Source organism: Nonomuraea sp. NPDC049152 (assembly GCF_040648355.1).
Taxonomy (GTDB): domain Bacteria; phylum Actinomycetota; class Actinomycetes; order Streptosporangiales; family Streptosporangiaceae; genus Nonomuraea.
Window position 1 is genome coordinate 157,996 of the sequence record NZ_JBEZDO010000016.1, and the last position, 22,683, is coordinate 180,678.

General features: G+C 70.7%; 25 protein-coding genes and 1 pseudogene. 9 read left to right on the top strand and 17 right to left on the bottom strand.

Annotation, left to right across the window (positions count from 1 at the left end; all coding sequences use genetic code 11):
- Positions 1-83: 83 nt before the first annotated feature.
- Together ychF and AB0B45_RS27745 are read right to left on the bottom strand one after the other, a co-directional pair.
- Positions 84-1,160, bottom strand: coding sequence for a redox-regulated ATPase YchF (ychF, locus tag AB0B45_RS27740; RefSeq protein ID WP_358136097.1), 1,077 nt, complete (start codon positions 1,158-1,160; stop codon positions 84-86).
- A gap of 11 nt (positions 1,161-1,171) precedes the next feature.
- Entirely contained in the window at positions 1,172-1,897 is a 726-nt protein-coding gene (locus AB0B45_RS27745) for a hypothetical protein (RefSeq protein ID WP_358136099.1), read from the bottom strand.
- Positions 1,898-1,993: 96 nt separating this feature from the next.
- On the opposite strand from AB0B45_RS27745, the gene AB0B45_RS27750 reads away from it, so the two are divergent.
- Both AB0B45_RS27750 and AB0B45_RS27755 read left to right on the top strand, forming a co-directional pair.
- A complete protein-coding gene (locus AB0B45_RS27750; protein ID WP_358136277.1) occupies positions 1,994-3,250 on the top strand; it encodes a DNA recombination protein RmuC in 1,257 nt (418 codons plus the stop codon).
- Positions 3,251-3,290: 40 nt separating this feature from the next.
- On the top strand, positions 3,291-3,815 hold the full coding sequence (locus AB0B45_RS27755) for a DUF6542 domain-containing protein (protein ID WP_358136102.1): 525 nt from the start codon (positions 3,291-3,293) through the stop codon (positions 3,813-3,815).
- Between the two features lie 315 nt (positions 3,816-4,130).
- Here the strand turns inward: AB0B45_RS27755 and AB0B45_RS27760 are convergent, their stop codons facing one another.
- On the bottom strand, positions 4,131-5,090 hold the full coding sequence (locus AB0B45_RS27760; protein ID WP_358136104.1) for a 4-hydroxy-3-methylbut-2-enyl diphosphate reductase: 960 nt from the start codon (positions 5,088-5,090) through the stop codon (positions 4,131-4,133).
- Between the two features lie 101 nt (positions 5,091-5,191).
- Here AB0B45_RS27760 and AB0B45_RS27765 point away from each other — a divergent pair, with 101 nt between their 5' ends.
- The 3 genes from AB0B45_RS27765 (at position 5,192) to AB0B45_RS27775 (ending at position 7,949) form a co-directional block, all read left to right on the top strand.
- A complete protein-coding gene (locus tag AB0B45_RS27765; RefSeq protein ID WP_358136107.1) occupies positions 5,192-6,205 on the top strand; it encodes a hypothetical protein in 1,014 nt (337 codons plus the stop codon).
- Between the two features lie 28 nt (positions 6,206-6,233).
- Positions 6,234-7,511: an exodeoxyribonuclease VII large subunit gene (gene xseA, locus AB0B45_RS27770; RefSeq protein WP_358136108.1), complete on the top strand. Its 1,278-nt coding sequence runs from the start codon at positions 6,234-6,236 to the stop codon at positions 7,509-7,511.
- Between the two features lie 204 nt (positions 7,512-7,715).
- Positions 7,716-7,949: an exodeoxyribonuclease VII small subunit gene (locus AB0B45_RS27775; RefSeq protein WP_358136111.1), complete on the top strand. Its 234-nt coding sequence runs from the start codon at positions 7,716-7,718 to the stop codon at positions 7,947-7,949.
- Positions 7,950-8,053: 104 nt separating this feature from the next.
- On the opposite strand, the gene AB0B45_RS27780 is transcribed toward AB0B45_RS27775, so the two are convergent.
- Positions 8,054-8,464, bottom strand: coding sequence for a nitroreductase family deazaflavin-dependent oxidoreductase (locus tag AB0B45_RS27780; protein WP_358136113.1), 411 nt, complete (start codon positions 8,462-8,464; stop codon positions 8,054-8,056).
- A gap of 85 nt (positions 8,465-8,549) precedes the next feature.
- Between AB0B45_RS27780 and AB0B45_RS27785 the strand changes: the two genes are divergently transcribed.
- The gene (locus tag AB0B45_RS27785; RefSeq protein WP_358136115.1) at positions 8,550-9,137 is read left to right on the top strand and encodes a helix-turn-helix domain-containing protein; all 588 of its coding nucleotides are present in this window, start codon (positions 8,550-8,552) and stop codon (positions 9,135-9,137) included.
- Between the two features lie 197 nt (positions 9,138-9,334).
- On the opposite strand, the gene AB0B45_RS27790 is transcribed toward AB0B45_RS27785, so the two are convergent.
- Genes AB0B45_RS27790 through AB0B45_RS27805 form a run of 4 tightly spaced genes read right to left on the bottom strand, consistent with a single transcriptional unit; the run spans position 9,335 to position 11,374 of the window.
- Positions 9,335-9,922: an MBL fold metallo-hydrolase gene (locus tag AB0B45_RS27790; protein WP_358136118.1), complete on the bottom strand. Its 588-nt coding sequence runs from the start codon at positions 9,920-9,922 to the stop codon at positions 9,335-9,337.
- Positions 9,919-10,257 (bottom strand): VOC family protein, encoded by a 339-nt coding sequence (locus tag AB0B45_RS27795; protein ID WP_358136280.1) that lies wholly within the window; start codon positions 10,255-10,257, stop codon positions 9,919-9,921. Before AB0B45_RS27795 ends, AB0B45_RS27790 begins: the two co-directional genes overlap by 4 nt.
- Positions 10,197-10,751: a DUF4245 domain-containing protein gene (locus AB0B45_RS27800; protein WP_358136121.1), complete on the bottom strand. Its 555-nt coding sequence runs from the start codon at positions 10,749-10,751 to the stop codon at positions 10,197-10,199. Before AB0B45_RS27800 ends, AB0B45_RS27795 begins: the two co-directional genes overlap by 61 nt.
- Before the next feature lie 11 nt (positions 10,752-10,762).
- The gene (locus AB0B45_RS27805; protein WP_358136124.1) at positions 10,763-11,374 is read right to left on the bottom strand and encodes a TetR/AcrR family transcriptional regulator; all 612 of its coding nucleotides are present in this window, start codon (positions 11,372-11,374) and stop codon (positions 10,763-10,765) included.
- Positions 11,375-11,456: 82 nt separating this feature from the next.
- On the opposite strand from AB0B45_RS27805, the gene glpX reads away from it, so the two are divergent.
- A complete protein-coding gene (gene glpX, locus AB0B45_RS27810) occupies positions 11,457-12,488 on the top strand; it encodes a class II fructose-bisphosphatase (protein WP_358136126.1) in 1,032 nt (343 codons plus the stop codon).
- A gap of 59 nt (positions 12,489-12,547) precedes the next feature.
- Here the strand turns inward: glpX and AB0B45_RS27815 are convergent, their stop codons facing one another.
- Both AB0B45_RS27815 and AB0B45_RS27820 read right to left on the bottom strand, forming a co-directional pair.
- Complete coding sequence (locus tag AB0B45_RS27815; RefSeq protein WP_358136129.1) at positions 12,548-13,186, bottom strand: DUF1707 domain-containing protein; 639 nt, start codon at positions 13,184-13,186, stop codon at positions 12,548-12,550.
- Between the two features lie 131 nt (positions 13,187-13,317).
- Positions 13,318-13,671 (bottom strand): annotated as a pseudogene (locus AB0B45_RS27820) (aldo/keto reductase); the annotation flags it as partial.
- Positions 13,672-13,794: 123 nt separating this feature from the next.
- Here AB0B45_RS27820 and AB0B45_RS27825 point away from each other — a divergent pair.
- Positions 13,795-14,469, top strand: a complete 675-nt coding sequence (locus AB0B45_RS27825) for a DUF998 domain-containing protein (protein WP_358136131.1) — start codon at positions 13,795-13,797, stop codon at positions 14,467-14,469.
- Positions 14,470-14,472: 3 nt separating this feature from the next.
- On the opposite strand, the gene AB0B45_RS27830 is transcribed toward AB0B45_RS27825, so the two are convergent.
- Positions 14,473-15,069 carry a TetR/AcrR family transcriptional regulator gene (locus AB0B45_RS27830; RefSeq protein ID WP_358136134.1) on the bottom strand — a complete coding sequence of 199 codons (597 nt, stop codon included), beginning with the start codon at positions 15,067-15,069 and terminating at the stop codon, positions 14,473-14,475.
- A gap of 105 nt (positions 15,070-15,174) precedes the next feature.
- Here AB0B45_RS27830 and AB0B45_RS27835 point away from each other — a divergent pair, with 105 nt between their 5' ends.
- Positions 15,175-16,335, top strand: coding sequence for an MFS transporter (locus AB0B45_RS27835; protein ID WP_358136137.1), 1,161 nt, complete (start codon positions 15,175-15,177; stop codon positions 16,333-16,335).
- A 152-nt stretch (positions 16,336-16,487) separates the two neighbouring features.
- Here the strand turns inward: AB0B45_RS27835 and iolD are convergent, their stop codons facing one another.
- The 6 genes from iolD to AB0B45_RS27865 are packed head-to-tail and all read right to left on the bottom strand — an operon-like array spanning position 16,488 to position 22,673.
- Positions 16,488-18,296: a 3D-(3,5/4)-trihydroxycyclohexane-1,2-dione acylhydrolase (decyclizing) gene (iolD, locus tag AB0B45_RS27840; RefSeq protein WP_358136139.1), complete on the bottom strand. Its 1,809-nt coding sequence runs from the start codon at positions 18,294-18,296 to the stop codon at positions 16,488-16,490.
- Positions 18,293-19,111: a 5-deoxy-glucuronate isomerase gene (gene iolB / locus AB0B45_RS27845; RefSeq protein ID WP_358136142.1), complete on the bottom strand. Its 819-nt coding sequence runs from the start codon at positions 19,109-19,111 to the stop codon at positions 18,293-18,295. The genes iolD and iolB overlap by 4 nt, the downstream gene beginning before the upstream one ends.
- Complete coding sequence (locus tag AB0B45_RS27850; protein WP_358136145.1) at positions 19,108-19,971, bottom strand: deoxyribose-phosphate aldolase; 864 nt, start codon at positions 19,969-19,971, stop codon at positions 19,108-19,110. The genes iolB and AB0B45_RS27850 overlap by 4 nt, the downstream gene beginning before the upstream one ends.
- Positions 19,964-20,890: a 5-dehydro-2-deoxygluconokinase gene (gene iolC, locus AB0B45_RS27855; RefSeq protein WP_358136147.1), complete on the bottom strand. Its 927-nt coding sequence runs from the start codon at positions 20,888-20,890 to the stop codon at positions 19,964-19,966. The genes AB0B45_RS27850 and iolC overlap by 8 nt, the downstream gene beginning before the upstream one ends.
- Entirely contained in the window at positions 20,887-21,738 is an 852-nt protein-coding gene (locus AB0B45_RS27860; protein ID WP_358136150.1) for a TIM barrel protein, read from the bottom strand. The genes iolC and AB0B45_RS27860 overlap by 4 nt, the downstream gene beginning before the upstream one ends.
- Positions 21,735-22,673: a Gfo/Idh/MocA family oxidoreductase gene (locus AB0B45_RS27865; RefSeq protein ID WP_358136152.1), complete on the bottom strand. Its 939-nt coding sequence runs from the start codon at positions 22,671-22,673 to the stop codon at positions 21,735-21,737. The genes AB0B45_RS27860 and AB0B45_RS27865 overlap by 4 nt, the downstream gene beginning before the upstream one ends.
- Positions 22,674-22,683 lie beyond the last annotated feature (10 nt).

The following is a 22,683-nucleotide window of genomic DNA, read 5'->3' on the forward strand; positions in this document are numbered from 1 at the left end:
AACCCCCGGGCCCAGGACCCTCGACGGGGCCTGGGCGCCTTCCGATGAGCGGGCGGCGCCCGAGAACCCCGGGGGAAGCCTCGTCACACGTTGAAGCGGAACTCCACCACGTCGCCGTCCCGCATCACGTAGTCCTTGCCCTCGATACGGGCCTTGCCCGCCGACCGGGCGTTGGCGATGGACCCCGCCCCGACCAGGTCGTCGAAGGACACGACCTCCGCCTTGATGAACCCGCGCTGGAAGTCCGTGTGGATGACCCCCGCGGCCTCGGGCGCCGTGGCCCCCTTGCGGATCGTCCAGGCCCGCGTCTCCTTGGGCCCGGCGGTGAGGTACGTCTGCAGCCCCAGCGTCTCGAACCCGACCCGAGCCAGCTGCGACAGCCCCGACTCCTCCTGCCCCACCGACTGCAGCAGCTCCAGCGCCTCCTCGTCGGAGAGCTCCACCAGCTCCGACTCGATCTTGGCGTCGAGGAACACCGCCTCGGCGGGCGCCACCAGCTCCGACAGCTGCTCCCTGAGCGCGGAGTCGACGAGCTCGTCGGCGTCGAGGTTGAAGACGTACAGGAACGGCTTGGCCGTCAGCAGGTGGAGATCGCGCAGCTCGCCACGGTCGAGCCCGCTCTCGAAGATCGTCTTGCCGGTCTCCAGCGCCTTCAGCGCCGCCTCGGCGGCGTCGAGCGCGGCCTTCTTGTCCTTGTTGACCCGCGCCTCCTTCTGCAGGCGCGGGATGGCCTTCTCGACCGTCTGCAGGTCGGCCATGATCAGCTCGGTGTTGATCGTCTCGATGTCGCGCCTGGGCGAGATCTCACCGTCGACGTGCGTGACGTCGGGGTCGTTGAAGACGCGGATGACCTGGCAGATCGCGTCGGTGTCGCGGATGTTGGCGAGGAACTGGTTGCCCCTGCCCTGCCCCTCGGACGCGCCGCGCACCAGGCCCGCGATGTCGACGAACTCGACCTTGGCGGGAAGGATCTTGGCGGAGCTGAAGATCTCGGCCAGCTTGGCCAGGCGGTCGTCGGGCACGCCCACGATGCCCACGTTCGGCTCGATCGTGGCGAACGGATAGTTGGCCGCGAGAGCGTTGGCGCTCTTGGTCAGCGCGTTGAAGAGGGTGGACTTGCCGACGTTTGGCAGGCCGACGATGCCGATACTGAGGCTCACGTGGCCCGAGTTTACCTGGCCACGAGGTGCAAGCAGGTCACGGGCCGATACGCCCCCCGCGCCGTGACGTAATGATCCGAGCCCGAAGGACAGTCGCCGCCCGACCTGCCGAAGGCGGTCACGCGCGCCCACGCGAGGCGCGACCCGCAGGCGACCCTGTGCACCTTCTCGTCGACGCACGCTCCCTTCGCCAGCACCCCGCCGCCGGAGCCCAGGCACGCCGCCTGGCCTTCCATCGCGAGGGCGTCGACCGTTCCGCGCGGGCAGTCGCCCATGCGCGGGACCACGGCCACCGCCTTGCCGTACCAGCCGGAGGTGGAGCACGGCAGCTCGCGACCCTCGCGGTCGAGGCAGTCACCCGCGCGGAGCAGGCCGCCTCCCGCGCCGCGCGCGCCGGGATGGGGTTCGACGAAGTACTGCAGGCAGGCGATCCTGGCCTGGCCGACGCGGGCGATCTCGTCGGTGTCGGCGGGGCAGCCGCGCGGCTCGCTCTCCATGGCCAGCACCTCGGCGTGGCCGCCGTTGCAGGCGATGAGGTCGAACCTGGCCCCCGCCTTGCTGACGCACGCCCCGGGCGTCCAGAGCAGCGCGCTCCGCGCGGACGGGCTCGTCGGCGTCGCGGTCCGCGCCTCGTCGCGGCCGCGGGCGGCGATGACCGCCCCGGCCGCCGCGACCACGAGCGCCGCGACGACGGCCGTGGCGGCGAGTGCGACCATCAACCTCGAACCCGTAACCATATGGGTACTGTGAGTGACGCGGGCGGTCGGCACAAGCGGAATGCGGCAGGCGTGTCGATACGGCCCCCGCAGCCGCCCCCTGGAAAGATGCGAACAATGGATGTCGTCTCGCTGCTCATCGGACTCGCAATCGGACTGGCGATCGGCTTCTTGCTGGCGAGGACCCGCGCCGCCGTACGCGTGGCGGAGGCCGACGCCCGCGCCAAGGCCGCCGCCGACAAGCTCGTCTACGTCGAGGGGCAGCTGACCGAGCGCTTCCAGGCCCTGTCGACGCGGGCGCTCGACGTCAACAACATCCGCTTCCTGGAGCTGGCCGAGACGCGCATGGCCGCGAGCCGCGCCGAGGCGACGGGCGACCTCGACCAGCGGAGGCAGGCGGTCGAGCACCTGGTCGACCCGCTGAAGGACCTGCTGGCCCGGGTGGAGGCCCAGCTGCGCGACACCGAGTCGGGCCAGCGCGCCGCCAGGGCCGAGCTCACGCAGCAGATGGAGTTCGTACGGCAGAGCCACGAGCAGCTCCGCTCCCAGACGACCGCCCTGGTCAGGGCGCTGCAGCGACCCGAGGCCAGAGGCCGTTGGGGCGAGCTGCAGCTGCGCAGGGTCGCCGAGATCGCGGGGATGCAGCGCTTCTGCGACTTCGACGAGCAGGTCGTCGAAGGTCCCCACCGCCCCGACATGATCGTACGGCTGGCCGGCGGCAAGAACATCATCGTCGACTCCAAAGTCTCCCTGGCCGCCTACCTGGAGGCCGCCGAGGCGGGCGACGAGTCCCTGGCCACGGTCCGCCTCGACGCCCACGCCAGGCACGTCCGCGAGCACATCGACCGCCTCGCCGCCAAGGCCTACTGGCAGTCGTTCAACCCCTCCCCCGAGTTCGTGGTGCTGTTCATCCCCGGCGAGGCGTTCCTCGCCCCCGCGCTGGAACGCGACCCGGGGCTGCTCGAGTACGCAATGACCAAGCGCGTCCACATCGCGACCCCCACCACCCTGATCACCATGCTCCGCACCGCCCACTACGCGTGGCAGCAGGCGGCGCTCAGCGAGAACGCCCGCGCGGTCTTCGAACTCGGCAAGGAGCTGTACGAGCGGCTGTCATCGCTCGGCCGCAACGTCGAATCGCTCGGCAAGGCCCTCAGCAGGGCCGTCGAGGGCTACAACAAGACGGTCGGCTCGCTGGAGACGCGGGTGCTGGTGACCGCCCGCAAACTGCACGATCTGGGCGTCGTGGACGGCGACCTCGACTCGCCCGAGATGCTCGAAGGCCTTCCGAGGCCGCTGGCCTCTCCCGAACTGCTCGAAACCTCGCCTCTGATAACTCACGTGAACGGTAAGTTGGCTGGCGACCTGTCCTGACGCACGATGAGGGCAGGTTGTCGGGAAGGGGGGCGCGCTCATGGGTGACAAAGGCAGGCGTTCGGCTGTCAGGCTGACCGCCCGCGGCGCCATCGCGCTCGTCCTCATCGGCACGTTGGCCGGATACGTCCTCGCCACGCTGCTCGACATGCCGATCCTGGTCGGCCTCTCGTTCATCGGCTCGTGCCTGGTCGGCGTCACCCTCGTCAACCCGCGCGAACTGCTGTCGCTGGTCGTCACGCCACCGCTGGTGTTCTTCGGCGCCACGCTGATCGTCGAGCTGGGGCGGGCGCTCGGCAAGGGCTCGGTGGCGCAGGCGCTCGCGCTGGGGCTGTTCACGTCCCTGTCGGCCGGGGCGCCGTGGCTGTTCGCTGGGTCGGCGCTGGTGCTGGCCGTCGCGTGGAAGCGCGGGCTGACGGGCAACGTCAGGGAGCTGCGCGACGAGCTGCGGGCCGGCGTGGACGTCCCCCGCCCCCGAGCGCCCAAGGACCAGACCTTCGCGCCGGAGCCCGAGGGATACTTCGAGCCCAAGGTGTACGGCTCGCCCCGCACCCTCGACGAATAGCCACCCGATCCGGTACGGCCCGCCGTACGCGCAGGACCGGACCCGCCACAGCCCCCACGCTCCGGCACCCACCGCCCCGCGGGAACGCCCACAGCCCCGATGTGCGGCACCCACCGGCCCGTGGGAAGACGCCACCGTCGCACAACGCCGATCGCGGCTTGTGCACGGGCAGTCGGCAGGCTGGAGGGCTCGCGCTTGGAAAGTCGGCAGGCCCGGAGGGCTTGTGCTAGTGGGAAGCATGGCGGGTCCGAAGACCCGCGCCGTCCACGCGGGGAGGCGCTCCCCGTGGAGCGCTACCCCGCACGCGAGAGGACGTCAGCCGACCCTGAGGTCCTTGCGGAGCTCGTGCGGCAAGGCGAAACGCATGCTCTCCTTCACCGACTCGACCTCCTCGACGTCGCCGAACCCGTGCCCGGCCAGGTACGACAGCACCTCGTCGACCAGTTCCTCGGGCACCGACGCACCGCTGGTCACGCCGACCGTGGTGACTCCGTCCAGCCACTCGTCCTGGATGAGGGAGGCGTTGTCCACCAGGTAGGACGCCGCGCCGAACCCCTTAGCGACCTCGACCAGGCGCTTGGAGTTGGACGAGTTGTCCGAGCCGACCACGATGACGAGCTGGGCCTGCGCCGCGATCTCCTTCACCGCGACCTGGCGGTTCTGGGTGGCGTAGCAGATGTCGTCGCTCGGCGGGTCGATCAGCGTGGGGAAGCGCTCCTTGAGCTTGGTGACCGTCTCGATGGTCTCGTCGACCGAGAGCGTCGTCTGGGACAGCCACACCAGCTTGCTCGGGTCCTTCACCTCGATCCGGTCGACGGAGTCGAGGCCGTCGACGAGCTGGATGTGGTCGGGCGCCTCACCCGCGGTGCCCTCGACCTCTTCGTGGCCTTCGTGCCCGATGAGCAGGATGTCGTAGTCCTGGCTCGCGAACCGCTTGGCCTCGTTGTGGACCTTGGTGACGAGCGGGCAGGTCGCGTCGATCGTGCGCAGCTGCCGCTGCTCGGCCTCGGCGTGGACCATCGGGGAGACGCCGTGCGCGGAGAAGACCACGATCTCGCCCTCGGGGACCTCCGCCGTCTCCTCGACGAAGATCGCGCCGCGTTCTTCGAGCGTTTTGACGACGTGGGTGTTGTGCACGATCTGTTTGCGCACGTAAACGGGCGCTCCGTACTGTTCGAGGGCCTTTTCGACCGCCTCGACTGCACGGTCCACTCCAGCACAGTAACCGCGCGGTTTGGCTACGAGTACACGTCGGGCGGGGGTCTTTGGCTCCATGTTCCTATGCTACGTGGAAGAGGCCACCCGGCCCGCCCGTGCACGCATGCGCGGAAGTTTGCCAGACTGGCCGCCCACAATAGACCTCCCAGGGAGCCGGCATGTCTCTCAGTGACGTTGTCCGCAACATCGCTAAAACTGTCACCAACCGTGAAGAGCTCAAGGAGAAGGCGAAGGACCTCCCGCTCTTCGTCATCCAGACCACGCTGAGCGCCGCTGGCCAGGCGATGCTGTTCGCCGACCGCATGAAGAACGCCGTCAAGGGGCTGGGAAGCAGGGAGGACGACGAGAGCGAGCGTCCTTCGGTGGCGGCACAGCAGGTGTCCGCGACGGACACGGCGGAGGAGGAGAAGCCGGCGCGCAGGGAGCCGGTCATCTTCGCGCCGCGCAAGGAGAAGACCGAGGCCGAGCGCCCCGAGCCGGTCATCTTCACGCCGTCGAAGGAGGGGTCGGCGAACGGCTCCGCCGCCAAGACCGCCGAACCTGTCGCCGAGCCGACCCCCAAGGCCGCCGAGGCCACGGCCGCCCCCGCCGCGAACCTCGCCGAGCAGAAAACCGAGCCCGCCAAGCCCGCGGCGAAGGTCGCCGAGCCCGAGACCGAGCCCGAGACCGCCTCGAAGGTCGTCGTGACCGAGCCCGTCAAGGCGGAGCCCGCCGCCAAGCCCAAGGCTGAGACTGCCACCAAGCCCAAGGCTGAGTCCGTCGCCAAGCCCAAGGCTGAGAGCGTCGTCGAGCCCGAGGTTGAGGCCGCCGCGAAGCCCGCCAAGCCGAAGACCGCGGCCAAGCCCGCGAAGGCCCGGAAGGCCGCCGCGCCCCAGGCCGTCGCCGAGCCGGCGGTCGAGTCTGTGGTCGAGGCCGCCAAGGCGGAGGCCGAGGACGGCGAGCTGGCGAAGGCCGTACAGGCCACCACCTCCGCCGCCGCGGAGACGGTCGAGCTGGTCGAGCCGCTCGCCGGGTACGCCGACCTCAGCGTCGCCTCCCTGCGGGCCAGGATGCGCGGCAAGTCCGTCGCCCAGATGGAGGAGCTGCTCGCCTACGAGAAGGCCACCACGGCCCGCGCGGACGTCATCCGCATGTACGAGAACCGCCTCGCCAAGCTGGGAGCCGCCGAATAGTCGGTCGCGCCCCATACCCTTCGTTGTCATGAGCGCGAAAACCACACCGGAGCAACCGCTGCCGGTCCGCACGGTCCTGCAGATGGTCGCGGGATGGATCGGCAAGCTGGGCACGGTGTGGGTGGAGGGCCAGATCACCGAGCTGACCGCGAGGGGCGGCACGGTGTTCATGACGCTGCGCGACCCCGTCGCCAACGTCTCCGCCAGGGTGACCTGCCCCCGCGGGGTCTACGAGGCCACGATGCCCCGTCCAGCCGACGGGGCTCGGGTCGTGGTCAACGTCAAGCCCGATTTCTGGGTCAACCGCGGCTCGTTCGCCTTCACCGCCCTGGAGATCCGCCCGGTCGGCGTGGGCGAGCTGCTGGCCAGGCTCGAACGGCTGCGCCAGGTACTGGCCGCCGAGGGGCTGTTCAGCGCCGACCGCAAGCGCCGCCTGCCGTTCCTGCCCGGGACGATCGGCCTGATCTGCGGTCGCGACTCGGCCGCCGAGCGCGACGTGCTGGAGAACTCCCGCCGCCGGTGGCCCGCCGTGCGGTTCAAGGTGGAGCAGGTGGCGGTGCAGGGGCCGTACGCGGTCGGCGAGGTCACCGAGTCGTTGCGCAAGCTCGACGCCGACTCCGAGGTCGACGTCATCGTCATCGCCCGTGGCGGGGGGTCGCTCGAGGACCTGCTGCCGTTCTCCGACGAGTCGCTGGTGCGCGCGGTGTCGGCCTGCCGTACCCCCGTGGTCAGCGCCATCGGCCACGAGCAGGACAGCCCGCTGCTGGACCTGGTCTCCGACGTGCGCGCGTCCACGCCCACTGATGCGGCGAAGAAGGTCGTGCCCGATGTCGGCGAGCAGCTCACGCTCATCAGGCAGTTGCGCGACCGTGGGCGGCGCGTGATGGGCGGGTGGCTCGACAGGGAGATGGCGTGGCTCACGTCGGTGCGCTCCCGTCCGTCCCTCGCCGACCCCGTCAGGGAGCTCGAACGGCGCGCCGAGCAGGTCGACGCGCTGCGCGAACGAGCCAGGCGCGTGATGGGCGGCTCCCTCGATCGTGCCGCCGACGACCTCACCCACCTGCGCGCCAGGCTCGTGGCGCTGTCCCCCGCGGCGACGTTGGAGCGCGGCTACGCGATCGTGCAACATCCGTCGGGAGACGTCGTACGGCTGGCGCGGGACGTTTCGCCGGGCGACCAGCTGACGATCCGCCTCACGGACGGCAGGATCGCGGTAACCGCCGACCCAGCCGACCCGACCTCCGCCACCGACTCGGCCGCCCCCGCGTCTCTCCCCGACCCGGCCCACCCTGACGACGAGACCTGACGCGTTCACGCACCGAAGGCGACATCGACCGGGCCGGGCCGCCGCCACCGACCCGACCCGGCCCGGCCGACCGATCTGAGGCGGCACGCGAGGTCGGTGTCGCCCCTCCACGCGGCGGAGCAAGCAGACTGCGTCCTCGCCGTCCTTCGACGCGGCGTGCGGTCGTGGGGCGATTCTGTCGGGTACGCGCCCTAGGGTGGTGCGGTGGCTAAGAACGAGACGCCGTCGTACGAACAGGCACGCGAGGAGCTGACCGAGGTGGTGCGCCGCCTCGAGACAGGCGGCCTCACCCTGGAGCAGTCGATCGAGCTGTGGGAGCGCGGCGAGAAGCTGGCCGCGATCTGTGAGGAATGGCTTCAGGGCGCGAGGGTGAAGCTGGCCGCCGCCATGGCGCGCAGGGCCGAGCCCAGCCAGCAGGACGACGACCGCCCCTTCTAGGGGGCGGTCAAGGGGCCGACTACAGGCTAGGGACCACCACGGGGATCCGGCGCGTCCTCCAGGCGGCGCGGTTGTCCGCCACCACGGGGATCCGGGCGCCTCTCCTAGGCGGCGCGGTTGAGGGCCACAACGGGGATCCGGCGGCTGGTCTTGGCCTCGTAGTCGGCGAAGGTGGGCGCGATGGCGACCATCTCCGCGTAGAGGCGGTCCCGCTCGTCGCCCTCGATCAGCTCGGACTTGGCCTCGAAGGTCTCGGCCCCGAGCTCCACCGTCACGTCCGGGTTGGCGAGCAGGTTGTGGTACCAGGCTGGGTGGTTGTCCCCACCCGCGTTGGAAGCGATGATCACGATCCTGTCGCCGTCGCGCACGTACATCACCGGCGTCGTGACGCGCTTGCCGCTCTTCGCACCGGTGGTGGACAGCAGCACCAGCGAGGACCCTTGGAAGTGGCCGCCGACCTGGCCACCGTTCGCACGGAACTCCTCGATGATCTTCTGGTTGAACTCGGACGACATGCGAAGCCTCCCCATAAGCGGAAATCTCTCCGGTCTCGTAGACTAACCGGAGAACTCTCCACTTACAAGGGACTATGATGCGGCGATGACCCGTGAACTGCCGATCGCAGGGCAGCCCCCGGCCGAACGGGCGGACGCCGCGCGCAATCGACAGAAGATCATCGAGGTGGCGGCCCGGATGATCGCAACACACGGCGCGGACAACCTCTCCCTCGACGAGGTGGCCCGCGAGGCGAACGTCGGAGTCGGGACCGTCTACCGCCGCTTCGGCGACCGCACGGGGCTGATCTACGCGCTCATCGACGCGCAGGAGCGGGAGTTCCAGGCCGCGTTCATGACGGGCCCGCCGCCCGTCGGCCCCGGCGCGCCGCCCGCCGAGCGGGTCCGCGCGTTCCTGCACGCGCTGGTCGACAGGAAGGTGTCGCAGCGCGAGCTGTTCCTGCAGCTGGAGTCGGGGCCGCCCAGCGCCAGGTTCGGCGGCCCCTACAGGGTCCACCACACGCACCTGGCCACGCTGCTCGCCCAGGCCCGGCCCGGAGCGGACGCCCGGTTCCTCGCCGACGCGCTGCTCGCCCCGATCAACGCCTCCCTGATCAGCCACCAGCAGTCCGAGCGCGGGATGACGGCCGAGGCGATCAAGACCGGCATGGACGACCTGCTGCGCCTACTGTGACGCTCCCGCGCCCTCAACCGAACCGGCTCGCCGATGGCAGCGGGCCCAAGCGCTCTGACGAGGGCCGCCCGTGCTGCCACAGGCAGACGCTCAACCGAAGGGCCGCCAGGGCAGAGGGTCAGGCGCTTGGGCGGGCGCCGGCACGGCCGTGATGCCGCAGGCAGGCGCTCAGTCGGACAGCGGCTCGGGCGGCGGGGTCAGGCGGTCTCGCGGGGAGCGAGCCAGCGATAGCAGCCGGTCTCGCCCTCCAGCCACGCGTTCAGGCTGCCGAGCCCGCGCTCGTTGACCTGCCCGTCGTGGATGCCGAACGCCCGCTCGGGCCCTACCGCCTTGACGAAGTCGATCGCCTCCACCGCCTTGAGCCACGAGGCCTGCAGCGGCACCAGCAGCGTCTCCACCGGCTCCTCGGGCACGTGGACGGAGTCGCCAGGATGGTAGACGGCGTCGTCGACGACGTAACCGAGGTTGGGGCAGTCCGGTTGGCCGCCGTAGATGGGCGCGTGCCGCCCGCCGACGGCCCGCACCCTGAAGCCCGCCGCGGTGAACTCCTCGTCCACCCCCACCGGCGTGTACGGCAGGCCGCGCAGCGACCCTGGCCCGAACACCGGCACGCCCGCCCCGAGCAGCCGCAACACGTCGATGTGGTCGCCGTGCTCGTGCGTGACCAGGACGGCGTCGGCCCCGTCCAACGCCGACGGCTCGCTCCAGACGCCGGGGTCGATGACCAGCACCCGGCCGTCCTGTTCGAGCCGGACGCACGCATGGGTGTATTTGGTGATCCTCATGTGATCAAGCAGAGCACATTTCCCTCGGAGTCCTTGAACCCCGCCAGCCACACCTCCGACCCCGCCGAGCCGAAGGTGCCGTCGTCGGTGTAGATCAGCTGCGGCTCGTCGACGATCTCCACGCCCCGCTCCCTCAACCGCTCAACGTCGGCGCGGATGTCGTCCGTGGCGAGGTAGAGGCGGGCGGAAACGGGTCGAAAGCGGCCGCCCGCACCCTCAGCGAGAGGAAGCGGATGTCGCGACCTCGGGTGAGAGAAGGCGGAGGCCGGGGGCGTCAGTTGGTGGGTTTGGGTTGGGACTTGAGCGTGGAGGCGAGCGTGGTGAGCTCGGGCCAGTCGGCGGTGCCCGTGACCATCAGTGTGGCGTCGGGCAGGAAGCGGACCAGCGTGCGCTGGTTCTTGTCCTCACGGAACCGCTTCTCCCAGTTGCCGCCCGCGATCTGCACGGTTCCGATGGACTTGTCGGAGTTGGCGATACGGCTGGCGAACGCGGCGGCGGGCTTCTCCGCGCCCTGGACGATCATCGCGTGGTGGCGTTCGTCCTCGGCGTCGGGTGCCGTGGCGTAGCCGATCGACAGCACGGACGAGCCGTCGGCGCCCTTGGTGATCCTGTTGCTGTTGGGGATCCAGTCGGTGGGGTCCTTGGCGGGCGCCCACACCTCGTACGGCACCGACCTGTTGTAGTTGGCCACCGTGATCGCGTAGTCGAGGCGGGGGACGTGCTGCCCCTGCCTGCCCGTGGGCGCGGACACCACAATGATCACGGCGAGCGCCAGGCAGACGAGCAGGGCGAACGCGTAGCCGTAGAAACCTTGAGTGAACCGTCGCACGAATGGCGAGGTTACCCGGTGGAGGCGCCGCCCGCCGAAGTGACCGGCCTGATCTGCCCGATGATGGCCAGCACGTCGTCGGCCAGGCGGCGCGCCGCGGACTCGTCCTCCGACAGCACGACCTCGGACACGGCCGCGGCCAGGGCCCCCGTCACGACCACGACCAGGGCGCCTTCGTCGTCCTCGAACAGCACCGCGTTGCGCTTTGCCCAGGTGCGCAGCCTGTCGCGCATGATGACCTCGAACCCGGGAGGCCCGTCACCGCGCAGGAACAGCGCCGCCAGTTCGCGCTCCTCCAGCGAGCCCGCGAGGTAGGCGTGGGCGGCGGCGAGGAACACCCGCATCGGGTCGGCCTCGCCCGCCGCGCGCACCTCGCGCGCCGCCTGCTTGGTGCGCTGGGTCTGCCGGGTCTGGAACTCCTCGAACAGCGTCAGGTAGAGGTCGGCCTTGCCGGAGAAGTGGTGGTAGAGGCTGCCGACGCTGGCCTTCGCCTTGGCGACCACGTCGGTGACGCCCGCCTCGGCGAACCCCTTCTCGACGAACACCTCGCGAGCCGCGTCGAGAAGGGCCGCGCGGGTGGCGGCACCGCGTCCTGTCGCCAGGCGTTCCACATCGCTGCTCATGGCAGGCACATTATCCTCCGCTGACCGGGCATGGAGGGGCAACTACGATCGAGTCAGTTGTCCCACGAGGAGGCTCATCACCATGTCCGAGACGTCCGTTCCTCCAGCCCTTGCCACGGGCGAGCACGCACCCGATCGTAACTTGGCGCTGGAACTGGTCAGGGTCACCGAGGCGGCGGCGATGGCCGCGGCCCGGTGGGTCGGCCGTGGCGACAAGAACGGCGCCGACGGAGCCGCTGTCAACGCGATGCGCCAGCTGATCAGCACGGTGTCGATGAACGGTGTCGTCGTGATCGGCGAGGGCGAGAAGGACCACGCGCCGATGTTGTTCAACGGCGAGCAGGTCGGCGACGGCAGCGGCGCCGAGTGCGACGTGGCCGTCGACCCGATCGACGGGACCAGGCTGACGGCGCTCGGCATGCCCGACGCGATCTCGGTGATCGCGGTGAGCTCGCGCGGCTCGATGTACGACCCGTCCGCCGTTTTCTACATGGAGAAGCTGGTCACCGGGCCGGAGGCGGCCGACGCGGTGGACATCAACGCGCCCGTCGCCAACAACGTCAGGGCCGTGGCCAGGGCGAAGGGGTGCTCCGCCGCCGACGTCACGGTCGTCATCCTCGACCGGCCCCGCCACGAGCAGATCGTCAAGGAGATCAGGGAGACCGGGGCGCGGATCAAGTTCATCACCGACGGGGACGTGGCGGGCGCGATCATGGCCGCCCGCGCGGGCACCGGCGTCGACCTCATGCTCGGCATCGGCGGTACGCCGGAGGGCGTCATCGCCGCCTGCGCGATCAAGTGCCTGGGCGGGGTCATCCAGGGCAAGCTCTGGCCGCAGGACGAGGCCGAGCGGCAGCGGGCCCTCGACGCCGGGCACGACCTGAACAGGGTGCTGACCACGAACGACCTGGTCACCTCGGACGACGTGTTCTTCGCGGCGACCGGGATCACGCAGGGCGAGCTGATGCACGGGGTCCGGTTCCGCGGCGGGGCGGCGGTGACGAGCTCGCTGGTCATGCGGGGGCGGTCTGGAACGATCCGCAAGGTGGAGAGCGAGCACCAGCTGTGGAAGCTGCGCGCCTACAGCGCGATCAACTTCGACACGGCCGGCTGAGCCGTACGTTCTCCGCGCGCGCCGCCGGCCTCCGTTCCAGGGGGCCGGCGTCCCGCGGGTCAGCGGCGGCGCTTGCGCTTGGGAGGCTCCTTGACCTTGACCTCTCCGAGGAAGTTCGACGTCCGCACCTCGATCACCGGGCAGTCGGGATCGGCCTGCTCCCGCGTCAGCCGCACCGTCTTGTCCTTCGACACCCGGATGACCTCGACCCCTTCCGGCACGTGGATCTCCAGCCCGCCGAACATCAGCGTCGCGTTGATCACCACCCGCCGGTTCTGCATGATCGCGTCCCGCAGGTCGAGCTTGGTCGTCCCGAACATCGCCGTCACGGGCAGCTCGGCGGGCACCACCCACCGCCCCTCGCGCTGCTCCTGCTTGAAGATCGCCGACACGGGCCGCCCGTCCAGCCTGAAGGGCTGCTCGTCGGCGGGCAGCAGGTCGGCGGTCAGCCCCGCCAGCTCGCCCAGCGTGCGCGCGTTGTAGAGCGCGGTCAGCCGTTCGTCGAACTCGTCCATGCCGAGCCGCCCGTCGGCGGCCGCCTCGTTCAGCACCTGCGCCACTCTGTCGCGATCGGCGTCGGATGCGCGGAGCTCGTGTGGTTGCGGTCCTTCGGTCGTTTTCGGCCGCCGCGCCGAGACGATTTCCTCGGCCAGCCGCTCACCGACCTCCTGCAGGCGGGGAAGCCAACGCTCGTTCACACTACCGACGATAACCGCGCCCGCCCCCAGACGCCGACACACAGCGCTCCCGATCCGCGGCGCGCGGCGTCGTGGCTGGCCGCCAAGGCCGGCGTGTACGGCTGCGCGCCCATGCTGGTCGGCATCGCCTTCAGATCGATCCGGTCGAGGCGCAACCGGCGCAGGCTCAGCTCGGCCTGCTGCTTGAGGTACTCGGGCCTGCCGAGCGGCACCCAGGCCTCAGGGGTCGGCCTGGTCACACCGGCCTTCGTGGCGATCACCAGGTCGTCGGCATAGGGGTGCAGGGCCTCGGCGATCAGCTCTTCGTTGGCGCCCAGGGGGTAGGCGTCGGAGGTGTCGAAGAAGTTCACCCCCAGCTCCACCGCACGCCTCAGCACCGACAAGGCGCCCTGACGGTCAGCCGGTCCTTGCCAGATGGCGGAGTCCGCCAGACGCATCGCGCCGAAGCCGACGCGGGTCACGTCAAGGTCGCCACCGATGTTCATGGTCTCTCCCCAATTACTTGAACTCTCATGGAAACGTAGCAGACTTTCTTGAGAGTTCAAGAAGAGGGAATCGATCACGATTCCCTGCCGTTGGAACCGGCACGAACGGCGAAAGGAGCGGTCGTGCACGGACCCGCACGAGCAGGACTGGCCGCCGTGGCGGCGGGCGCTGTCGTCATCGCCGGGCTGGACATCGCCTACCTCGGCGAGATCAACCCGCTCCGACGGACGATCAGCGAGCACGGGCTCGGCGACGAGGCCTGGGTCTTCGGGCTCGGGGTGGCGCTGCTGGCCATGGGATCCCTGGCGATCGGGGTGTCGCTGCTGCGCAGACGGCTGGCGGGAGCGCTGGGACTGGTCGCGCTCCTGGGCTGGAGCCTCGGCCTGCTGGTGGTGGCGTGGTTCCCCAAGCACGACTGGTCGGTAGGGCCCAGCGTGAGCGGCAGCATCCATCGCGTGGGCAGCTTCGTCGCGTTCCTGTGCCTGCCCGTGGCGGCGATGCTGATCGCGCGGACGTGGCGGAAGCATCCTCGGGCGGCGCTGGCGGCCTTCGTCCTGGGCGGCGCGTCGCTGTTGTGGGTGGCCGGCATCGCGACGATGATCGCGATCGGGAACAGCAACGGCATGGCGTGGTGGCGAGTCATGCCGCTCGGGCTGGTCGAGCGGGGGCTGGCGGTCACCGAGGTGGGCGCGCTGATCGCGCTGGGCGTGTGGGCGGCCTCCAGAGCGGTGACGAACGGCCCCGCGCCCCTGCGACCTGTCGACGGCACGAGGCCCGCGACCGAGGCCGGCCGGTAGGGGTCAGGACGGTTTCAGGCTCTCGATCAGGTCGTCGACGTAACCCCTGAAGAGCGCCGCCATGTCCACCCGTTCGGGGTCGATCAGCCACTGCGTCTGCAGGCCGTCCATCATGGCGATCACCCGGTCCGCGTGCGCCTCCGCGTCGAGGTCCGCGCGAAGCTCCCCGCTGCCGGCCGCTCGCCGCAACGCGTCGGCGAGCGCCTGCCGTAGCCGCCGATAGCGGGCCCGTGCCCAGGCGTGCCCCGGATGGTCGGCCGTGACGGCCTCCCCGCTGATCACCGAGAAGAGCTGGACCAGCCCGGGGACCCTGGAGTTGTAGTCGACCACGTCGGCCAGCGCCCGCAGCGCCGCCACCCCGCCCGCCTGCTCCAGGTCGAACCTGCGCGCGTCGATCTCGTCGCGGTACTCCAGGACGGCGACGAGCAGCAGCTCCTTGCTCCTGAAGTGGTGGAGCAGCCCCGCCTGTGTGAGCTCGGCCCGCTCGGCGATCCTGGCGAGCGAGGCCCCGCGATAGCCGTACTCCGCGAACTCCTGGAGAGCCAGCGCGAGGATCCGCTCGCGCCTGGCCTCGCCTGACGCATATCCCCGTCGACGCACCCGGTCACCCTAACAACTGCTCGGATCGCAGGGATCTAGCGGAAAGGACGGAGCGAGGAATAACCTGACGCAGCCTCATGTTTCCCCCCGAGCAGGGAGGTATCCGTGCGTTACCGCCAGGCCAGAATGGCCACGTTCGCGGTCTTCGCCGTGCAGGGTCTCAGCTTCGCGACGCTCCTGACCCAGGTCGCCGCCCTGCAGAACAAGCACGGCCTCAGCGAAGGCGATCTCACCCTACTCCTGCTCGTGGTGCCCGTGCTGGCAGGGGCGGGCAGCGTCACGGCGGGCACCCTCGCCGCGCGCAAGGGCAGCAAGTGGCTGCTGCGGCTGTCGCAGCCCGCGGTCGCCGTGTCCGTGGTCGCCGCGGGCCTCGCCGCCGACGTCCCGCAGCTGGTGGCCGCGCTGGTCCTGTTCGGGCTGGCGGTCGGCGCGGTCGACGCGGGCATGAACATGCAGGGCGTGGCCGTCGAGCGCCTGTACGGCAGAGCGGTACTCAACGGCTTCCACGCGGCGTGGAGCGCGACGAGCCTGGCCGGCGCGCTCTGGGTGTCGCTGGCCAACGGGCTCGGCCTCACGATGCCCGTGATGATGGCCATCCCGATGGCGCTCGCCGTCGCGGGATCGCTTCTGGCCGCGCCCCACCTGTGCACGATCGCGGAGGAGAAGGTCGAGGACGCGGTCGCCGCCGCGTCAGGCCGCGTCCCGTGGGGACCGATCATCCCGCTCTGCCTCGCCATGGGCTTCCTGTACGTCGGGGACGCCGCCGTCTCCAACTTCCACGGCGTCTTCATGGAGAACATGCTGTCCGCGAGCGCGAGCGTGGTGCCGCTGGCGTACGGGGCCTACCAGGCGGCGACGCTTCTCGTACGGCTCGGCGGCGACCTCACCGTGCGGCGGTACGGCCCGGCGGCGATCGTGCGCATCGGTGGCGCGATCGCGACGGTCGGATTCGCCGGAGTGGTGTTCGCGCCTTCCCAGCCGCTGGCGATCGTGGCGTTCGGGCTGACGGGGATGGGCCTCGCGGTGGTCGCGCCGCAGTCGTTCTCCGCGGCGGGGCGCCTGGATCCCGTGGGGACGGGGGTGGCGATCGCGCGGGTCAACCTGTTCAACTACGTCGGGTTCATCGTGGGGGCGGCGCTGGTGGGCGGGATCGCCGACTTCTCGGACATGCGGATGGCGTTCGGGGCGCCGCTGGTGCTGGCGGCGGTGATCGTGGTGCTGGCTCGCGGGTTCGAGCCGCGCCCCCAACCCCAGCCCACGGCCTGAACCCCGCGGGTCCGTCGACGGCTGGGGTCCTTGGGAGAACCCCGGCTCAGGAGACCGGGGAACCGCGGGCCGGACAGGACGCGAGAGCGAGAGCGTGGGAAATGGGGAAGGGACCGGCGCGCCGGGCGGTGGGTGCGAGGTCCCTTCGGGGGTCATAGGTAGGGGTGTTGGTGACGTTTGGCCTCCCGGTAGCGGTCGTGGATCTCGCCGGGCTCCTCGGCGACCGGCACGTCCCACCACGCCCCCGACGAGGGCGCCGACCCTCCGGGTAGCGTCTCCACGTACACGACCGTCGTCCGGGCCGCCTCCCTGGCCTTCACCAGCGCCGCCCGCAGCGACTCCCGGTCGTCGGCCCTGAGCACGTCCGCGCCCAGGCTGGCCGCGTTGGCCGCCAGGTCCACCGGCAGGTAGGCCCCGTCGAGCTGCCCCGAAGGCCCCCGCATCCGGTAGGCGGTGCCGAGCCGCCGCGCCCCGACGGACTCCGACAGGTTGCCGATGGAGGCGAAGCCGTGGTTGTCCACCAGGACGACGACCAGCTTCACCTCCTCCTGGACCGCCGTGGCGATCTCCTGCGCCATCATCAGGTACGACCCGTCACCGACCAGGACGAACACCTCACGCGAAGGCGCCGCGAGCTTCACGCCGAGCCCGCCCGCGATCTCGTAACCCATGCAGGAGTAGCCGTACTCGACGTGGTAGCCCTTCACGTCGCGCGGCCTCCACAGCCTGTGGAGGTCGCCTGGCATCGAGCCCGCCGCGTTCACCACGACGTCGGTCGGGTGCATGGCCTCCCACAGCTCCTCCAGCACCGCCTCCTGGGTGAGCGAGGCGTCCGCGCTGATCGAGGACCACCAGGACTCGGCCAGCGAGCCCGCCAGAGTGGTCCACTCGGGGTCGGCCCGCCACCCGGGCACGCTCAGCGACTCGAGGGCGGAGCGGGCGTCGGCGACGAGCATGACCGCGCCGTTCTTGGCCGCGTCGAACGCCGTCACGTTGACGTTGAGGAAGCGCGCCCCGCCGAACAGCGTCCGTGAGGCCGTGGTGAAGTCGGTGTACCTGGTCCCGACGCCGATGACGAGGTCGGCCGTGCGGGCCAGCTCGTTGGCGGCGGCCGTACCGGTGTGACCGATGGCTCCGACGGCCAGCGGCGAGTCCCACGGCATCGCGCCCTTGCCCGCCTGGGTCTCGGCCACGGGAACGGCGTGGTCGGCGGAGAAGGCGCGCAGCGCGTCGGTCGCGCCGCTGTAGATCACGCCACCGCCGGCGACGACAAGCGGCCGCGAGGAGGAGCGCAGGAGCGCGACCGCGCGGGCCAGCGCCGCCGGTTCGGGCGCGGGGCGAGCCACGTGCCAGACCCGCCGCTCGAAGAGCGCGGCGGGCCAGTCGTAGGCCTCGGCCTGCACGTCCTGGGGCAGCGCGAGGGTGACCGCGCCGGTCTCGGCGGGGTCGGTGAGCACCCGCATGGCCTGCATGAGCGCGGAGGGAAGCTGTTCGGGCCGGTTGATCCGGTCGAAATAGCGCGAGACCGGCTTGAACGCGTCGTTCACGCTGACGTCGAGGGAGCGCGGGTCCTCCAGCTCCTGGAGCACCGGGTTGGCGACCCTGGTGGCGAAGATGTCGCCGGGCAACAGCAGCACGGGGATCCTGTTGATGGTCGCCAGCGCCGCCCCCGTGACCATGTTCGTCGCGCCGGGGCCGATGGAGGAGGTGCAGGCGAAGGTGGACATCCGATCCCGCATCCTGGCGAACCCGACGGCCGTGTGGACCATCGCCTGCTCGTTGCGGGCCAGGTAGTACGGCAGCGCGACGTCCTGTGTTGCCAGCGCCTGGCCGATCCCCGCCACGTTGCCATGACCGAAGATCCCGAAGCAGCCCTCGATGAGCCGGTGTTCGACGCCGTCGCGCTCGGAGTACTGCTGGGCGAGGAAGCGCACCAGCGCCTGTGCGACCGTGAGTCTCATCGGTTCCTCCCGAACGGGAGCCTGGGGTCGACCTGCTGCTGCTCCCACGTGCCGCGGATCCACGTGTGACGGGGATCGTCGCAGAAGGCCATCGACCGCTCCTGCGCGGGGCCCGCCAGCACGTTGAGGTAGTAGAGGTCGTAGCCGGGCGGCGCCATCGAGGGGCCGTGGTAGCCGCGCGGCACCAGCACCACGTCGCCCGAGGCCACCTCGGCCATCACCTCGTGGCCCCCGTAGACGCGCTGGTAGCCGGGGCCGCCCTCGAAGTAGTAGATCTCCTCCAGCACCGCCTCGTGCTCCGAGGCGGTGTCGTGCTTGTGCGGCGGATAGGACGACCAGTTGCCCTCGGGCGTGAGCACCTCGACGGAGACGAGCTTGTCGCACTCGAAGGCGTCGGGCGCGCAGAAGTTGTTGACCTGGCGGGAGGCCTGTCCCGCGCCGCGGATCTCGACGGGCACCTTCTCGGCCGGGCCGTACCGGACGGGGAAGCGCCGGGTGGCGACCGCGGACGGCAGCGCGAACCTGCCTTCGCCGATGATCCTGACCTCGGCGTTGATGGGCAGGTAGGCGAAGTCGGTGACGGCGGCGAAGACGGAGCGGCGTCCCTCGAGCGCCAGCCGTACGCCGTCGGCCTCCACCATGCACGAACCGGACAGCGGCAGGACCAGCATCTCCTCCGAACCCGTCGCGAAGGAGACCGTCTCCCCCGACAGGTTCAGCGTGCGCAGCCCCGCGTAGGTCCACCCGGCGCCGTCCGGGGTGATCTCCAGCGCCCACGGCGAGCGAGCGGTGCTGCCTGCCGGGATGAACGTCATGGGACCTCCAGCATCGCGACGGCGGTGTCGACGGCGGCGGCCACGTCGTCGTCGGGCGGGTAGAGCAGCGCGCGACCGACCACGAGTCCACGCACACCCGGCAGGCGGAGGGCCTTGCGCCAGGCGGCGTACGCCAGGTCGGGCGTGTCGCCCGGGTCGCCGCCGAGCAGCAGCGTCGGCAGCGTGGTCGCCCGCATGACGCGCTCCATGTCCTCGACGACGGGGATCTTCAGCCAGGTGCGGGCCGAGGTGGTGCCGAGCGCCTGGCCGATGTTGATCGCCCTGATGACGCCCTCGGGAGTCAGGTCGTGACCCGAGCGCCGCGACCAGAACGGCTCGACCATGGCGACGAGTCCCTCCCCTGCCAGCTCGCTGACCGCCTGGGAGCAGGCGGACAGCGTGGCCGCGGTGTCCGCCTCGTCGATGGCGATCCTGCACAGCATCTTGCCGCCGTCGAGCCGCATGCGCACGATCGAGGCCGTGTCATAGGCGGTGAATCTGTCGTCGAACTCGAAGACCGCGCCCTGGATGCCGCCGCGGTTCATCGAGCCGATGACCACCTTGTCGTCGAGCTCTCCGAGCAGGAGCAGGTCCTCGACGATGTCGGGGGTGGCGAGCAGGCCGTCCACGCCCGGCCTGGCCAGCGCGGTGCGCAGCCGGTCGAGCAGCTCGACGCGGCTGCCCATGGCCAGCGGCCTGCCGCCGACGCCGAGCGCGCCGCGCGCGGGATGGTCGGCGGCGATGATCATCAGCTGGTCGCGCTCGCCGAGCAGCGGTCTGCGCCTGCGGACCGCCGCGGCCTGCGCGATCCGCTCGGGATGGCGGGCCCTGATCTCCTGGATCTGCCGGTAGTCACCCATGCGCGAGCACCTCCTCGACGGTGGGCATCGCGGGGGCGCAGGCCAGCCGTCCCGCCACGATCGCGCCCGCGGTGTTGGCGAAGCGAAGCGTCCGCTCCAGCGGCCAGTCCGCCAGCAGGCCGTGGCAGAGGGCGCCGCCGAAGGCGTCGCCCGCGCCGAGCCCGTTGACGACCTCGACTTCGACGGGCGGGACCTCGACGCTCTCCGTGGCGGTCATGCCGACCACGCCGGCGCTCCCCCGCTTGATCACCGCGAGCTCGACACCCGCCTCGAGCAGGATCCTGCCCGCCTTGTACGGCTCCCGCGTCCCCGTGGCCACCTCGACCTCGTCCACGTTGCCGACGGCCACGGTGACGTGCCCGAGCGCCCTGCGCACCTGGTGCGTCGCGTCCTGGGCCGAGTCCCAGAACATCGGCCGGTAGTCCAGGTCGAGCACGGTGTGGGTCTTCCGCCCTCGCGCCTGCCACGCGGCGAAGTGGGCGGACCGTGAAGGCTCCTCCGACAGCCCCGTGACCGTCGACCAGAACAACCTGGCGGTCGCGAGCGCGTCGAGCGGCAGCTCCTCTGGGCGTATCACCAGGTCAGGAGCCTTGGGATAGCGGTAGAAGTACAGCGGGAAGTCCTCGGGCGGCCGGATCTCGCAGAACGTCACGGGTGTCGGCAGACCTTCCACCTCCGTCACGAACGAGTCGTCCACCCCGTAGGAGCGCAGCGCGTCGTGGATGAAGGCGCCGAACGGATCGGCGCCCGTCCTGGTGATCACCGCCGCGCGCTCGCCGAGCCTCGAGGCGGCCACCGCGACGTTCGTGGGCGAGCCGCCCAGGTACTTGCCGAACGTCTCGACCTCGCGCAGCGACACCCCGACCTGAAGGGGGTAGACATCGACCCCTACCCGTCCCATCGTCAGGACGTCGATCATGCGAGGCCTTCCAGATAGGCGATGCTCTGCCGGACGCCGTCCAGCGGGTCGTCGCCGTCGTCGAACAGCACCACGTCCTGCTCCATGACGTACCAGCCTTCGTAGCCGCTCTTGTCCAGCGCCGCCACGATCCCGGCGATGTCGACGTCACCCTGCCCGAGAGGCCGGTAGACCCCGGCCTTCACCGCCTGGGTGTAGGTAAGGCTTCCGTCCCTGACCTGCTCGGCCAGCGTTCTGTCGACGTCCTTGAGGTGGACGTGCGCGATCCTGCCCGGATCCCTCCTGGTCAGCTCCAGCGGGTCGGTGCCGCCGATCAGCAGGTGCCCGGTGTCCAGGCACAGCGGTACGGCCGAGCCCTGCACCACCCTCTCGACCTCCTCCCTCGTCTCGACCATGGTCCCGACGTGCGGGTGGAGGGCGACCCTACGGCCGAAGCCGCGCGCCTCGGCGCTGATCCTGTCCAGGTTCTCCAGCAGCGTCTTCCACCCGGTGGCGTTGAGGTCGGGTCGCTGGTCGTAGCCCTCGCCTCCGCTGTCGGCCGCCAGCACCATGACCTCGACGTCGCCCTCGGCGAAGTCACGCATGCGCGCCCGCATCCCCGGCAGCGGGTCGTGTCCTGGGTCGTGCAGCACGCACGGCAGGAACCCGCCGACGGCATGCAGGCCGTACTCCTCCAGCAGCGCCTTCCTGTGCGTGGGTGAGGGCGGAAGGAAGCCATCGGGGCCGAGCTCGGTGGCGGTGAGCCCGAGCGAGCGCATCTCGGCGAGCACCCGCTCACGCTCCAGCTGGTGGCCCCAGTCCGGCACCTCGCACACGCCCCACGAGATCGGCGCTCCGGCGATCCTCATCGGCTGACCTCCTCGACGGCGACGACGCGGCCCTCCCCGCGCGACTTCTCCGCGGCTTCCGCGATGTAGAGAGCGGCGAGCGCGTCCTCGATGGTGCACGGGCTCGTGTCGCCGGTGAGGAAGCCGTCGATCTCCGCCACGTAGGCCGCGCGGAACCGGGTGACGAAGTCGGGCCATGGCTCGCCAGGCGGCTGCAAGCCCTCGGCGCTGGTCAGCGGGGCCCGCGGGTCCAGGCCGACGACCTGGGTACGGCGGGTGCCGGCCAGCTCCATGCGTACGTCGTAGCCCGCGCCGTTGTACCTGGAACCCTGGACGGTGACCAGGGTGCCGTCGTCGAGCGTGAGCAGGGCCGCGCTCGTGTCCACGTCTCCCGCCTCCTTGAAGAAGTCGGCGCCCCTGTTGGCGCCCGTGGCGTAGACGGTTGCCACCTCCCGGCCCGTCACCCAGCGCAGGATGTCGAAGTCGTGGATGTGGCAGTCCCTGTAGATGCCCCCTGACATCGGAATGTATTCAGCGGGCGGGGGCGCGGGGTCGGCGGTCAGCATGTGGACCCTGTGCAGGTCGCCGAGCTCTCCCGCGCGCAGCGCTTTCGCCGCTGCGACGTAGCCGGGGTCGAAGCGGCGCTGGAAGCCGATCTGCACCCTGTTGCCCGCGCTCGCCTCCAGCACCTTCAGCGTCTCCTCGACCGTGGGAGCCACCGGTTTCTCGCAGAAGACCGGGATCCCGAGGCGGCACGCCTTGATCAACAGGTCGGCGTGGGTGCTGGTGGGCGTGGCGATGACCAGCGCGTCGGCCTCGAACGGGTCGCCCTCCCTCCCGTAGGGGGAGCTGCGCACCGGATCCCACACGATCAGGTCGTCCACCAGCGGATGCGCGGTCAGGGTTTCGGCATGAAAAGCTCCAATCCTGCCTAAACCCAGCAGACCGACACGCATGACGCCTCCA

Excerpts from the sequence above, each read along its gene's own strand:
- AB0B45_RS27745 (WP_358136099.1), bottom strand. The coding sequence starts at position 1,897 with ATGGTTACGGGTTCGAGGTTGATGGTCGCACTCGCCGCCACGGCCGTC.
- AB0B45_RS27750 (WP_358136277.1), top strand. The coding sequence starts at position 1,994 with ATGGATGTCGTCTCGCTGCTCATCGGACTCGCAATCGGACTGGCGATC.
- AB0B45_RS27755 (WP_358136102.1), top strand. The coding sequence starts at position 3,291 with ATGGGTGACAAAGGCAGGCGTTCGGCTGTCAGGCTGACCGCCCGCGGC.
- AB0B45_RS27760 (WP_358136104.1), bottom strand. The coding sequence starts at position 5,090 with ATGGAGCCAAAGACCCCCGCCCGACGTGTACTCGTAGCCAAACCGCGC.
- AB0B45_RS27765 (WP_358136107.1), top strand. The coding sequence starts at position 5,192 with ATGTCTCTCAGTGACGTTGTCCGCAACATCGCTAAAACTGTCACCAAC.
- xseA (WP_358136108.1), top strand. The coding sequence starts at position 6,234 with ATGAGCGCGAAAACCACACCGGAGCAACCGCTGCCGGTCCGCACGGTC.
- AB0B45_RS27780 (WP_358136113.1), bottom strand. The coding sequence starts at position 8,464 with ATGTCGTCCGAGTTCAACCAGAAGATCATCGAGGAGTTCCGTGCGAAC.
- AB0B45_RS27785 (WP_358136115.1), top strand. The coding sequence starts at position 8,550 with ATGACCCGTGAACTGCCGATCGCAGGGCAGCCCCCGGCCGAACGGGCG.
- AB0B45_RS27790 (WP_358136118.1), bottom strand. The coding sequence starts at position 9,922 with ATGAGGATCACCAAATACACCCATGCGTGCGTCCGGCTCGAACAGGAC.
- AB0B45_RS27805 (WP_358136124.1), bottom strand. The coding sequence starts at position 11,374 with ATGAGCAGCGATGTGGAACGCCTGGCGACAGGACGCGGTGCCGCCACC.
- glpX (WP_358136126.1), top strand. The coding sequence starts at position 11,457 with ATGTCCGAGACGTCCGTTCCTCCAGCCCTTGCCACGGGCGAGCACGCA.
- iolD (WP_358136139.1), bottom strand. The coding sequence starts at position 18,296 with ATGAGACTCACGGTCGCACAGGCGCTGGTGCGCTTCCTCGCCCAGCAG.
- iolB (WP_358136142.1), bottom strand. The coding sequence starts at position 19,111 with ATGACGTTCATCCCGGCAGGCAGCACCGCTCGCTCGCCGTGGGCGCTG.
- AB0B45_RS27850 (WP_358136145.1), bottom strand. The coding sequence starts at position 19,971 with ATGGGTGACTACCGGCAGATCCAGGAGATCAGGGCCCGCCATCCCGAG.
- iolC (WP_358136147.1), bottom strand. The coding sequence starts at position 20,890 with ATGATCGACGTCCTGACGATGGGACGGGTAGGGGTCGATGTCTACCCC.
- AB0B45_RS27860 (WP_358136150.1), bottom strand. The coding sequence starts at position 21,738 with ATGAGGATCGCCGGAGCGCCGATCTCGTGGGGCGTGTGCGAGGTGCCG.
- AB0B45_RS27865 (WP_358136152.1), bottom strand. The coding sequence starts at position 22,673 with ATGCGTGTCGGTCTGCTGGGTTTAGGCAGGATTGGAGCTTTTCATGCC.